Source organism: Ruminiclostridium herbifermentans, from assembly GCF_005473905.2.
GTDB classification, from domain to species: domain Bacteria; phylum Bacillota; class Clostridia; order Acetivibrionales; family DSM-1351; genus Ruminiclostridium; species Ruminiclostridium herbifermentans.
The window spans coordinates 97,344-109,836 of the sequence record NZ_CP061336.1 but is presented as its reverse complement, the minus strand read 5'-3'; the positions used below and the strand labels follow the sequence as shown (position 1 = coordinate 109,836).

The window sequence follows — 12,493 nt, the reverse complement described above, 5'->3', positions numbered from 1 at the left end:
CAGACAACTCTATTGTAAATCCTAATTTATTTTTTATTAGTCCCTTTCACTAACATATTAAACCCTGCAGTAAACATTCCTCCATCTCTTAAAAAATCTGGATTATTTATTATTGCTTCTGACAGTTTAATCTGTGTATTTATATATGAATCAATTTCAGTTTCAGATAAATTCTTTAAAACAGGATGGGATTTAAACGACTGAGCAAGCATAGCCTTTTGTGAAATTACTTGCTGCGACTGTCTTTTCATCATCTCAATAGTTTCTTCAGTAAAATCAAGTGAGCAGCTGTAATTACCATGAAGTTTAATTTTCATTTCAGAAACATCGTTATCTTTAAATCTTTTAGGTAACGATGTTGCTATAGTTCTATCAATTCCCATACTTCTTGGAATATCAACTATCATTTTTTTATAGATTTTTGCCATTATATCTAATTCATCAGGGTTCAATAAAGGCATATAACAGTTTAGCATATCAATTTGATAGATAGGTTCAATACAACATACTGTAGCTCCAAGTTTTGCAACTCTAAACATTTCGCTTAATACCTTATCTGGTTTTTGGCAATCTACAAGAACATAATGACAAAATACAAGGTCGAAGCTGTTATCTTCAAATTCTAATTCATGTATGTTACCTTTCTGGTATTGGATTTTATCTAATTTTAAATCAACCAATCGCTTTTTTGCTATTCCTAATGATTGTTCATTCAAATCAACACCAATTACATTTTCAGCTTTAAGATGTTTTGCTAAAATCTCTGTCATAAAGCCTGTACCACAACCCACATCAAGAACTTTAGGATAAACTTTTGTAGTATCTATAAAATCAAGAAATTCGTTAAGTGAATCTTCCTTCCAATAAAAGCTTCTACTCTGTTCTAAGCTACTTCCTGTAGCAAACATAGTTCCCACCCTTTCAATAAAATATTAGTAACACCGATATTACATCTTAATATTTCTAATTATCTATAAGCTTAATACCCATACTCTCATAAAGGAATATAAGTTCTTCCACTCTATTAAATGATTCTTCTGTTAGTTTAGGATGAGTTTTAAAAAAATTCTCTTTATTACCATTTGGATCTCTAGGAGGTAAAAACCAATTCGGCAAATCAAAGAATTCCTCATTCAAATTTATACCATACTCGGAACGCTTGAACCATAATTCGGACGGTATTAAACTATACCAGCTAATACTACATTGTACGCTATACTCTTCAACAATTTTTGCTGCAAAACGTACTGTCTTAATACACTCCTCTTCACCTTCCCATGGAAGACCTATCATAAAAGAACACCATAAACAATGTGAACTATTAAAAGCTTTAAACTTTGATAAAATCTTCTCTATCTTTTCAGTTGTAAGCCCTTTTCTAAGCCTTTTCAGTCCCTCATTATAACCAGATTCTATTCCTACAAGAAATCTATGTATTTGGTTTACTGGAATACTTTCAATTATCTCTTTTGATTGCAAGTCAGTAATTCGCCCTTCCAGTACAAATTTTGTATTAGGACATGAAATCTTTACTTGATTAAAAAATTCGACTGTACGATTATGGTTAGCAGAAAAACAATCATCTGTTATAAATACATAATCATAATTGAAACGTTTATCTGATAATTTAATTGTTTCACATAAACGCATGATACTTTCATTTGCAGTAAAAGCCCTCCAACTCTTATGATGTAAAATACCACAAAAAGTACAGTTATATAAGCAGCCTCTTGAACTCTCAAATGGTGGTGCAGAATACTTGCCAGAAGGTACTTCATTAAATACTGGTAAAGGTAAAAGTCGATATTTTTCTTCTTCAAGCATATTACTACTAAGGTTACGTATTATTTTCCCATTGATATCTTTATAAGTAATTCCCTTTATATCTGAAATAGATTCAGTACCATTGTTTAAAGCATTTAATAAATCAATTAATGTCTCTTCACCTTCGCCACGAATTATATATGTTGCTGGAGTTGTTTTTAAAATATACTCATCAAAAAATGTTGGATGTATTCCTCCAAGAATAATTGTCAGATTAGGTTTCATTCTATGTATTTCTTCAATAAATATTTTTGAACTTCCCCAATTAAATGTATTTGACGAAATAGCAACTACATCTATTTCATCCAAAAAATCTGCTGGTAGCTTATTGGTTTGCATAAACTTGTTTTCAAAATAACAGGAGGGGTCAACAATCTTACGATTAAAACCATGCTTATCAAGTAATGCTGCCAACAGATAAATTGAAGCAGGAGGTAATACATCCATTCCTCTTGTGTGCTTTGAACTAATTACTGGTAAAAAAGTCAATAATACATTCATAATGAATTCTCACCTTTAGACATAAAATTGTTATTAATTCCCATATTATTAACATTTTTGAAGTTCTTAAATAAGTTCTTTGTCTGAGGATTTTGCCAATAAACACTCAAATTATTATTCCAAATGTCCTCTAGAGAACTTGATAAAATGTTGCCACCGCTAAATCTCACCAGTTTGTTAACATAGACTTCACCATTTTCAGCTATATAAACCTGATAATTAAATTGCCTGTCCTCAAGTAAAGCTTTTATTTCAGCAGATTCTTCACTTATTCTAATATTAATCTTATCTTTATATTGTTGTTTTAACCTTGCCAATTCCAGCATCAATTCTTCCATCTGAGGTCTGTCCAAAGTTAAATCTGTATCTGTTTCTTTATTAGTATCTATGTACTCTTGTATTGTAAAATAAGCAATATTATCAAATGTACTGCATAATTTAATTATTTCCTTCAATTCACAATAATTTTTTTTTGTTAATAAAAAAAATATTTCTATTTTATTATTTTTTAGAAGCTTTATACAATTTATGGTGTTCTCAAAAGAGCCATCACCCATTTTCAAGTCATGGCTTACTTTATTTCCTCCTGCAAAAGTAAATGATACTATATCACACATTTTGGCAATATTATCAGCCACAGTATTACTTATTAAACCTGTATTTGGACATAGCTGAACATAAATACCATTACTATAAAGATTATGTAATATTTCTATCATCTCTTCATTAATAGATATCTGCTCTCCAATGATTAAGACTACTTGCAACGGAGTCCATTCTATTATTTTCTTTAGAATAGAACTTCTTTTCTGCTTTTCAAAATCAGTTATATTATTCACATCAATAGAATTACAATTTACAAAATTATTTGAATTATCAGCCACTTCCCATATAATTTTAGCTGGAGATTTTAGTGTAAACATTTCATACCTGTTCCTCTCTTGAACTAATTTCTTTCTCATCATCTAACATCATAATTACTCCCGACTTAATCATAAAGTCTAGAAATGAATACACATCTTCCCGTACAAGTTCAACACTAGGTGCAGAATATACTTCAACTATTTTATCAATTATGTCTTTTATTGTATTGGTTCCATCACTCATATGAAATATCATGGCAGCAATAGGATTAAAAACACATATTGAACCGCTTGCAGGATTTAAAAAGGTAATATGTTCTCCCTCTGGTCCGTCCCAACGCCAGCGAATGTTTTTTTTCTTTGGATATAGATCTTGATTCATATTCACTTACCATCCCTAATAAAAATTTTACCATCTATGGCATCTTTGATTACTTCATTCTCACACATAACATAATTATTAAGCAAGTTTAAGACTGTTTGGTTATGCCAGCCTTCTTTCATACTTTCCCAAATATCCTTAAATTTATCTTCTTTTAAGTCTCCGAAGAAAATATCAAGGTAAGGCGAAATACCCATATAACCCTCAGCTGTAATTCTAGCCATTACAGACATCCCAAAATCCTTCCCGAAATTAACATGCGTTGTGGGATCTCCGTAAACTATTTCTGTTTTGCCACCTTTATATTCTTCCATATACTGCTTTAGTCTAATATATGCTTTATCACTAGCTACAAAATCAGAATTACTTTTTACTTTGCCTGATATAGTAAGCTTTTGAGTTCGTAAAGTTGCTACTCCAATATCCTCACAAAGCTTATATACTGCAGGAAAATCATCTACATTATCCTTGGTCACAGCAAAAGACACATTAACTTGTGTTCCTAGTGATACAAAATGTTTAATTGCATTGATAGCATCATTAAAAGAATTGGTCCTTCTTCTGATGCTGTCATGAATTTCAGCACTTGAGCCATCAAGGCTTACCTGGACTGTATTGGCGTAATATGCGATATGCCTTGCTCTTTTTGGATCAATGTTCCATCCACTTAATACAGTCCCCACTTGGATTCCTGAAGTAGCTAAATACTCTAGAAGATGAAAATACTCAGGACGCATTGTAGGTTCACCGCCGCTTAAACAAATATTAAATATTTTTGCTTCAATTATTTGATCTGCTACATCAAATAATTGCTTTGAGGTTAACTCCTCCACTTTTTTAGGTGAGCCATTATAGCAATAAACACAATTTTGCGGACACTTTCCAGTTAATTCCCAAAGGACAAAAATAGGCGATGACAATGACTTAGGTGCCATACCATTTTTAATGGCTTCTGAAAATTCCTTTGACCAATTATCAATTGAATCCTGAAAATCTAGTGATTGCTTTTTTATACCAGAAAAAACCTGCACAACACTTGACAAATATGCTGCACCTCCTCATTTAGGTTTTACTATCTGAACATCTAAACTTTTAGCCTTATAGTTCATATTTTTTGCTGCAAGTTCTATGTCCTTTATATTTCGTACACTACTTAGAGTTGAAATAAGTTCAGGATGTCTCCATCCAACATTGTATCCATTCCTCCATATATTCATGAAACCATTGCTATTTCTTATGTTTCCAAATGTATAATGTAAATAGGCACTAATCTTTAATGTTCCATCATACTTTATTATGCCACCAATGTTTCTGCCTGTTTTAATGCCATAAATAATATGTGTAGACTGATCAATAAGGTTAACTTGAATTTTAGGTTTATCAACATTATTTATTATCTCGGTAAAAATTACATTTCGTATGTCTTTAACTTTAGCTGCTAGCAATTCTAATTGCTCTTTAGACAGACCTAAATCGTTACGTTCGTTACCTCTTCCAATCAATACAACTGGTTGAAAACGAATTTGACTTATCCCATTATCCCTACAAAATTCAACCATTTCATCTATGTAATCTATGTTTTTCTGTGTTATAACGGATTCTACTGAGATATAAGCCATTCCAGCTTCTCTCAAAAGATGTATAGCATTTAGTGCTTCTTTAAAAGCTCCCTTTCGACCTCTTAGTTCATCATGAATTTCTTCCCGAGGTGCATCAAGAGAAAATACTACTCCTACCATATTTTTTTCCGACAATACTTTTGCTATTTCTTTAGTCATGCCCCAGCCTGATGTTACTATATTTACTGCAACTCCATTATCTGAAAACATGTTTACTAAAGTTAATAAATCCTGAGAAAGAAGAGGCTCTCCTCCTGATAGATTTATTCCCCAAATTTTTGCATCAATTAGTTCTTGTGCTAAAGAAATCTTTTCTTCACTAGTTAGTTCATCCCCATTCTCATTAGGAAAATCACCTGAGCAAAAACTACATCTAAGTGGGCAATTACTTGTAATTTCCCAAATTAAAAATGTCGGTGCAATAAAATATTCCATAAACAAGCCCATTTCCTCCAGCCTTCCAAGCTGATCCATGGATTGTTCAAAGTCTATGAAGTATTCTGAAGTATTAGTTGAGTACATATCTGGAAGCACTTCATTTTTGTCTATATGAGAAATTGATTCCCTTTCATAATCAAATAAAGGCAAAGTGTTTTCCTCCTTAAGCCTGATATTTTTTAAGAAAGTTTTTTCTACATTCTGGATCTGGTCCTGAGCCTACTTTCCCATACTTGTGGAATGTACGTACATGACATCCGCCCATACAATTTTTATATTCGCAGGTGCTACAGCCAGGTATATTTGGTTGTCTAACGGCCTTAAATACGTCGCCTTCCATCCATATCTTTTTGAAGTCTTCTTCAAGACAATTACCTGGTGTTATTTTAATCTGTTTTCCTGCACCTGGACATAGTATGACATTCCCATCTGGTCCAATTGAACAATGATATTTTCCTGCCCCACACATAGGCATTATTTTATTTGGATCAATAAAGTCTACAACAGGATTATCTCTGTTATCTGTTAAAAAATCTGTAGGTGCGACATATGCAAATTCATTATTAAATTTTTCCTTAGTCCACTCAGACACCTCTGCATAGAACTTTTGCATTTTCACATGATCTTCCAGAGAAATTTCTAAGTCTGACGCATTTGAATATCCTCTTCCACCTGGTTCTAAAGGTACTGCACATAATTCCCTAACCCCTATATCCCAAGCTTTCTGAATTATTTCCTTTTTGGTATATGTCTTATTTAAAGTTAAATTCTATTATTCTATACTTAAGTGTCATAATAATCGACATCTACACAAGAAAGTATTAATCTTTCTACAATGTCAGATAAAAAAATGTCATATAAAAATTAGTAGGTTAAAAAAGAGGGTCTTGTTTTGAGAGAAACTCTCGTCAGAATAGAAAAGTAAAGGTTTTCATCAAGTACTGCATGAACATGAAAAGACAGTTCAAAGTAGGAGTTATATTTGGATGTATTGAACAAGTGGTAAAGAAAATATTATGATAAGTCAATTTTTATTTTTGTAATTTTTCACTTCGTTAATACAATTGTTGCAACCTGAAGAACAAGAGCTACATCCTCCACAACAACCTCTCTTGCCCTTCTTTTTTGCCCTCACCATAAAACATACTGCTGCTATAATCCATACTACAACTATTGATATAACTATATAGTCTAAAGCATTCATATATGTTCATCCTCTCACTAGATAATACTGTTACAGGCATTTCCTACACTCCACCTATGCAACTGCTTAAAATGTAATTTCATATTATAAAAATTTCACATATTAAATTTAGGCTAGTACCAATCTGCATAGTTGATAAATAATAAATGCCGTCACCCATGCAATTCCACATTGAGCTATTACAATAGCAACAGTCTTAATACCTGAATCCAATTCTCTTTTTATTGCAGCAATCGCCGCAACGCAAGGTGTATATAGCAAAGTAAATGCAAGAAAGCTTAATGCTGTCAATGGTGTAAAAATAGAACCTAAGGCCGTACTTAAGTTAGCAGCTGTCGTACCTGTCAAAACACCCATTGTGCTAACAACAGCCTCCTTCGCAGTAAATCCTGTAATTAGCGCAGTAGCTACTCTCCAGTCCTCAAACCCCAAGGGCCTAAAAATAGGCGCAATAAATTTGCCAATAACTGCCAGCAAACTGTCAGCACTATCTATAACCACATTCAGTCTGCTGTCAAAGGTCTGCAAAAACCATATTACCACAGATGCTATAAATATTACAGTAAATGCCTTTACTAAAAAGTCTCTAGCTTTATCCCACATCAAAATAACTACACTTTTGAAGGACGGAAATCTATAATTAGGAAGTTCCATAACAAAAGGAACAGGATTACCACGAAGAATAGTCCTATTAGAAACAAGTGCTGCTGCAATGCCTATTAGTATCCCTGTTACATAAAGCCCTATCATTACTATTGCCTGGTATTTTGAAAAAAATGCAGCTGTAAATACTGCATAGATTGGAATCTTTGCAGAACAGCTCATGAAAGGCGTAAGCAATATTGTCATCTTTCTATCTCGTTCCGAAGATAAAGTGCGTGTAGCCATTACAGCCGGAACAGTACATCCAAAACCTATTAGCATTGGAACGATACTTCTTCCTGACAGACCAATTTTTCGCATCAGCTTGTCCATCACATAAGCCACACGCGCCATGTAGCCTGTATCCTCAAGTATTGACAGAAAGAAAAACAATGTCACAATAATAGGTAAAAAGCTCAGTACACTTCCAACACCGGCAAACACACCATCTATTGCGAGGCTATGTACTACAGGGTTTAGTCCATAAATGTTTAATCCTATATCAATTAAATCAGTCAATGCAGTAATTCCTAAAGCTAAAAGGTCGCTTAAGTAAGATCCTATTACACTAAACGTAAGCCAGAAAATTGCAAACATTATCCCTAAAAATATTGGAATAGCAAAATACTTATTAGTCAATATATTATCTATTTTTACACTTCGCTGATGTTCCTTGCTTTCTTTACTCTTAACCACAGACCTTGCACATATCTTTTCAATAAAAGTATACCTCATATCTGCAAGAGCAGCATTTCTATCCATTCCGTAATTTGTTTCCATCTCAACTACATTGTGCTCTATCATATCTAGTTCATTCTGATTGAGCTGCAATCTTGATGTAATATCTTCATCACCTTCAATAACTTTAGTTGCCGCAAACCTGAATGACATACCGCATCTTTCGGCATGATCCTCTATAATATGAGATATTGAATGTATGCATCTGTGTATAGGGCCAGCCTCGCAAAAGTCTACTTTTTTAGGATACACCTTATTTTTTGCGGTACTTAATATCTTGTCAATAAGGTCAGCTATACCTTCATTTTTTGATGCACTAATGGGAACAACTGGAATACCTAAGTCTAAAGACAATTGGGCTATATTAATTGTTCCTCCGTTCCCCCTCACCTCATCCATCATATTTAGAGCAAGTACCATTGGTATATTCATTTCAATAAGTTGTAGCGTAAGGTAAAGATTTCGTTCAATATTTGTAGCATCAACAATGTTTATGATTCCGTCAGGTTTATTTTCAAAAAGGAAATTCCTAGTTACAATTTCCTCATTTGTATATGGGCGAATTGAATATATACCAGGTAAGTCTACCACTGAACAATTTTTTTCAGTGCGAATTTCACCTACCTTTTGGTCTACAGTTACACCAGGAAAATTCCCCACATGCTGATTTGAACCGGTTAACTGATTAAATAGCGTTGTTTTACCACAATTCTGATTCCCAACAAGAGCAAATATCATATAGCTTCCTCCTCTAGTGGTTCAACTTCTATTTTTTCAGCATCTTCCATTCGAATTGTAAGAGTATAATCTCGTATTCTTATTTCAATAGGATCTCCCAAAGGAGCGACAGAGCGAATTATAATTTTTGTTTTGGGAATAATACCCATATCTAAAAGTCTAAGTCTCAAAGGGCCCTCGCCGCCAACCTTTGTAATAACAGCATTCTTTCCAATAGGCAATTTACTTAGTGTCATATAATTGCTACCTCCCTTGAAAACCTCGAATATATTTGTTACAAAATACTAACTAAATTTTTAGTGATTATTCAACTTCTCATTTGATATGGGCTCTCACAACCTATAAATACAACTGCGAAAGTTGAATAAATTACTATATATGCAATTACATCTTATATGGTCTCTCACATCTATAAATTCAACTGAGAAAGTTGAATAAGTTACTATATATGATATGCAATCACTTAACTTTTCATCTGATTGGGCCTCTCGCACCAATAATACAACTGCGAAAGTTGAATTATTTACTATTATGCAATTGCTTAACCTTTTACTTAATAGGGCCTCTCATACCTATAAATTCAACTGCAAAAGTTGTATTTTACTATTATGTAATTACTTAACCTTTCATTTGAAAAGGTCTCCTATACTTAAAGCTAAATAGAAAAATTAAGGTTGTAAACTCGGTTAGCTAATTCTAACTCCACGGTTAGTATATTCTAACTAACAACAATTGTCAATATGCTATGGGCATTATTGTTTATTTTTTGTCAATATCATTACTATTCAGCCCATAAAATTAGCTAGTCTATGAGTGTTAAATTCATCAATGTTTTTGCAAAAATAATTGCTAGCAGGCTTAATCAATCCGTATATATTTTTTTATAATAAATAATAAAGCAATCTACCTAATGTAGGTGTTTCTTTCAAATAGGTTCTAAAACATATAACCTGCTAAGGTTGAGAAGCATAAAAAAGATATTATCTGCAGCCGTAAATCTGCAAATAATATCTCACAATTACAAATTGAAACCAATACTATATAGTCTTGCCCAAACTTTAATAATATATCACATATTTCATAGGGTTATAACTCAATTTATCACTAACTTAATTTGTTAATAGTTTTTTATATTATTTATGACACATTGAAGAACTTGGGCAGCTTCCACATCCGCTGCCACAGCCAGAACAAGACTTACCAGCCTTCTTGTCCTTTCTCATTTTAATTATAATAAGCACAACTGCTGTTAAGATTACTGCACTTATAATAATAGTGGCTAAATTTTCTTTTAAAAAAGCTAACATGGTCGTTCCTCCTTTACATGTTTTGAACTACCGCTTTTGTATTTAGAGTTTTGCTTTCCTCTTTATATGGCTTAAATAAAGCAAATAAGAAAAATGCAATAACCGCAAATGCCACAACAGTACCAACGCCAAATGCACCTTCAGTAATCAATTTCCCAATTTGGAATATGCAAAGTGCAATTGCATAAGCAAATAATGTCTGATATCCTATAGCAAACCAAGTCCATTTTGCTGAATTCATCTCACGCTTAATTGCTCCTATAGCTGCAAAACAAGGAGCACAAATGAGGTTAAATACAAGGAAGGCGTATGCTGAAATTGCTGTAAAGCTTGCAGCAAGAGTGCCCCAGATTTCTACACCATCTTCTGCTACTTCCGCAAAGCCATATAGAACACCAAATGTACCAACAACATTTTCTTTTGCAACTAACCCAGTAATAGTTGCCACTGTTGCCTGCCAATTTCCAAATCCGAGAGGAGCGAAAATTGGAGCAATTATACTGCCTAATACAGCAAGGAATCCATGGCTCAAATCTTCTACCATCATAAACCTTCCATCTACTATTCCAAAATTAGAAGCAAACCAAATTACTATTGTTGAAAGTAATATAACTGTTCCTGCTTTTTTAATAAAAGACCAGCCACGCTCCCACATAGAGCGCATTAAATTTCCAAAGGTAGGCATATGATATGCAGGCAATTCCATAACAAATGGTGCAGGATTACCACTAAATACTTTAGTCTTTTTAAGTATAATGCCAGACATTATAATAGCTGCTATTCCTACAAAGTATGCACTTGGCGCGACCCACCAGGCACCTCCAAACAGTGCACCCGCAATAAGAGCAATAATAGGCAGCTTAGCACCACAAGGAATAAACGTAGTAGTAATAATTGTCATTTTGCGATCACGGTCATTTTCTATAGTTCTTGATGCCATAATACCGGGAACACCACATCCTGTTCCAACAAGCATAGGAATAAATGATTTACCTGAAAGACCAAACTTACGGAAAATTCTATCCAATATAAATGCAATACGAGCCATGTATCCGCAGGATTCAAGAAATGCAAGCAAAGTAAATAATACAAGCATCTGCGGTACAAATCCAAGTACAGCACCAACACCGCCAATAATACCATCAACAATCAGCCCTTGTAACCAGACTGCAGTGCCAACTGACTCAAGAGCTGCAGCTACAGTTGGTGCAATCCATTCTCCGAACAAAACATCATTTGTCCAGTCTGTCAGAATAGTACCAATTGTTGTAACAGAAATAAAGTATACAAGGAACATAACAACTGCAAAGATTGGAAGTGCCAGCCAACGGTTTGTAACGATCCTGTCAATTTTGTCTGTTGTAGTTAGTCTGTCTTTGCTTTTTTTCGTATAACAGCTGCCGATAATTGATGAAATGTATGTATACCTTTCATTAGTTATAATACTTTCTGCATCATCATCTAGCTCCCTTTCACATTTTGTAATATCATCCTCAATATGAGAAAGAGTTTTTTTGTCAATATTTAACGCATGTATTACCTTCTCATCACGTTCAAACAGTTTTATGGCATACCAACGCTGTTGGTGCTCAGGTAAGTGATGAAGAACTGCTTCTTCAATATGAGCAATGGTATGTTCTACACTTCCGCTAAAGCTATGCCCTAGAATTGGCATACTATTTTGCTGTGCCGCATTAATCGCAGCCTCTGCAGCCTCCATTATTCCCATTGATTTTAGTGCAGATATTTCTACAACTTGGCAGCCAAGCACCTTAGAAAGCTGCTTCAAGTTTAGCTTATCACCATTTTTATTGACAATATCCATCATATTAATAGCAACAACAACAGGGATTCCTATTTCAATCAATTGTGTTGTGAGATACAAATTACGCTCTAGATTTGTACCATCAATAATATTTAAAATGGCATCAGGCCTCTCGTTTATCAAATAGTTTCTTGCAACTACTTCCTCAAGAGTATATGGTGAAAGAGAGTATATACCTGGCAAATCAGTAATAATTACATCTTTATTATTTTTCAGTTTCCCTTCTTTTTTTTCAACCGTAACACCTGGCCAGTTTCCAACAAATTGGTTTGAACCTGTCAAAGCATTAAATAATGTAGTCTTGCCACTGTTAGGGTTTCCGGCAAGTGCAATTTTAATAGACATTTTCATTCCCCCTCCATATTAAGTTAGCCTTAACTAACCTACATCTAATAAAAATAGGGAATCCCCC

12 protein-coding genes are annotated in these 12,493 nt (G+C 33.7%); all 12 read right to left on the bottom strand.

Features of this window, described 5'->3' with window-relative positions; translation table 11 throughout:
* Positions 1-26 precede the first annotated feature (26 nt).
* A complete protein-coding gene (locus EHE19_RS00465) occupies positions 27-908 on the bottom strand; it encodes a class I SAM-dependent methyltransferase (RefSeq protein WP_137697134.1) in 882 nt (293 codons plus the stop codon).
* A gap of 55 nt (positions 909-963) precedes the next feature.
* Positions 964-2,325, bottom strand: a complete 1,362-nt coding sequence (locus tag EHE19_RS00460) for a B12-binding domain-containing radical SAM protein (protein WP_137697133.1) — start codon at positions 2,323-2,325, stop codon at positions 964-966.
* The gene (locus EHE19_RS00455; RefSeq protein WP_137697132.1) at positions 2,322-3,287 is read right to left on the bottom strand and encodes a radical SAM protein; all 966 of its coding nucleotides are present in this window, start codon (positions 3,285-3,287) and stop codon (positions 2,322-2,324) included. Before EHE19_RS00455 ends, EHE19_RS00460 begins: the two co-directional genes overlap by 4 nt.
* Positions 3,250-3,570, bottom strand: a complete 321-nt coding sequence (locus EHE19_RS00450) for a PqqD family protein (protein WP_137697131.1) — start codon at positions 3,568-3,570, stop codon at positions 3,250-3,252. The genes EHE19_RS00455 and EHE19_RS00450 overlap by 38 nt, the downstream gene beginning before the upstream one ends.
* A gap of 2 nt (positions 3,571-3,572) precedes the next feature.
* Positions 3,573-4,613, bottom strand: a complete 1,041-nt coding sequence (locus EHE19_RS00445) for a radical SAM protein (RefSeq protein ID WP_137697130.1) — start codon at positions 4,611-4,613, stop codon at positions 3,573-3,575.
* Positions 4,614-4,628: 15 nt separating this feature from the next.
* Positions 4,629-5,777, bottom strand: a complete 1,149-nt coding sequence (locus tag EHE19_RS00440) for a radical SAM/SPASM domain-containing protein (protein WP_137697129.1) — start codon at positions 5,775-5,777, stop codon at positions 4,629-4,631.
* Between the two features lie 13 nt (positions 5,778-5,790).
* The gene (locus EHE19_RS00435; protein ID WP_244648410.1) at positions 5,791-6,240 is read right to left on the bottom strand and encodes an SPASM domain-containing protein; all 450 of its coding nucleotides are present in this window, start codon (positions 6,238-6,240) and stop codon (positions 5,791-5,793) included.
* 411 nt (positions 6,241-6,651) lie between these two features.
* Positions 6,652-6,831: a FeoB-associated Cys-rich membrane protein gene (locus tag EHE19_RS00430; protein ID WP_137697127.1), complete on the bottom strand. Its 180-nt coding sequence runs from the start codon at positions 6,829-6,831 to the stop codon at positions 6,652-6,654.
* Between the two features lie 108 nt (positions 6,832-6,939).
* The gene (gene feoB / locus EHE19_RS00425; protein WP_137697126.1) at positions 6,940-8,949 is read right to left on the bottom strand and encodes a ferrous iron transport protein B; all 2,010 of its coding nucleotides are present in this window, start codon (positions 8,947-8,949) and stop codon (positions 6,940-6,942) included.
* Positions 8,946-9,185, bottom strand: a complete 240-nt coding sequence (locus EHE19_RS00420; protein ID WP_137697125.1) for a FeoA family protein — start codon at positions 9,183-9,185, stop codon at positions 8,946-8,948. The genes feoB (EHE19_RS00425) and EHE19_RS00420 overlap by 4 nt, the downstream gene beginning before the upstream one ends.
* 897 nt (positions 9,186-10,082) lie before the next feature.
* Complete coding sequence (locus EHE19_RS00415; RefSeq protein ID WP_137697124.1) at positions 10,083-10,256, bottom strand: FeoB-associated Cys-rich membrane protein; 174 nt, start codon at positions 10,254-10,256, stop codon at positions 10,083-10,085.
* A gap of 13 nt (positions 10,257-10,269) precedes the next feature.
* Positions 10,270-12,426, bottom strand: coding sequence for a ferrous iron transport protein B (gene feoB / locus EHE19_RS00410; RefSeq protein WP_137697123.1), 2,157 nt, complete (start codon positions 12,424-12,426; stop codon positions 10,270-10,272).
* Positions 12,427-12,493 lie beyond the last annotated feature (67 nt).

Coding starts and splice junctions, on each gene's coding strand:
- EHE19_RS00465 (WP_137697134.1), bottom strand. CDS start 908: ATGTTTGCTACAGGAAGTAGCTTAGAACAGAGTAGAAGCTTTTATTGG.
- EHE19_RS00460 (WP_137697133.1), bottom strand. CDS start 2,325: ATGAATGTATTATTGACTTTTTTACCAGTAATTAGTTCAAAGCACACA.
- EHE19_RS00455 (WP_137697132.1), bottom strand. CDS start 3,287: ATGAGAAAGAAATTAGTTCAAGAGAGGAACAGGTATGAAATGTTTACA.
- EHE19_RS00450 (WP_137697131.1), bottom strand. CDS start 3,570: ATGAATCAAGATCTATATCCAAAGAAAAAAAACATTCGCTGGCGTTGG.
- EHE19_RS00435 (WP_244648410.1), bottom strand. CDS start 6,240: ATGCAAAAGTTCTATGCAGAGGTGTCTGAGTGGACTAAGGAAAAATTT.
- EHE19_RS00430 (WP_137697127.1), bottom strand. CDS start 6,831: ATGAATGCTTTAGACTATATAGTTATATCAATAGTTGTAGTATGGATT.
- feoB (WP_137697126.1), bottom strand. CDS start 8,949: ATGATATTTGCTCTTGTTGGGAATCAGAATTGTGGTAAAACAACGCTA.
- EHE19_RS00420 (WP_137697125.1), bottom strand. CDS start 9,185: ATGACACTAAGTAAATTGCCTATTGGAAAGAATGCTGTTATTACAAAG.
- EHE19_RS00415 (WP_137697124.1), bottom strand. CDS start 10,256: ATGTTAGCTTTTTTAAAAGAAAATTTAGCCACTATTATTATAAGTGCA.
- feoB (WP_137697123.1), bottom strand. CDS start 12,426: ATGTCTATTAAAATTGCACTTGCCGGAAACCCTAACAGTGGCAAGACT.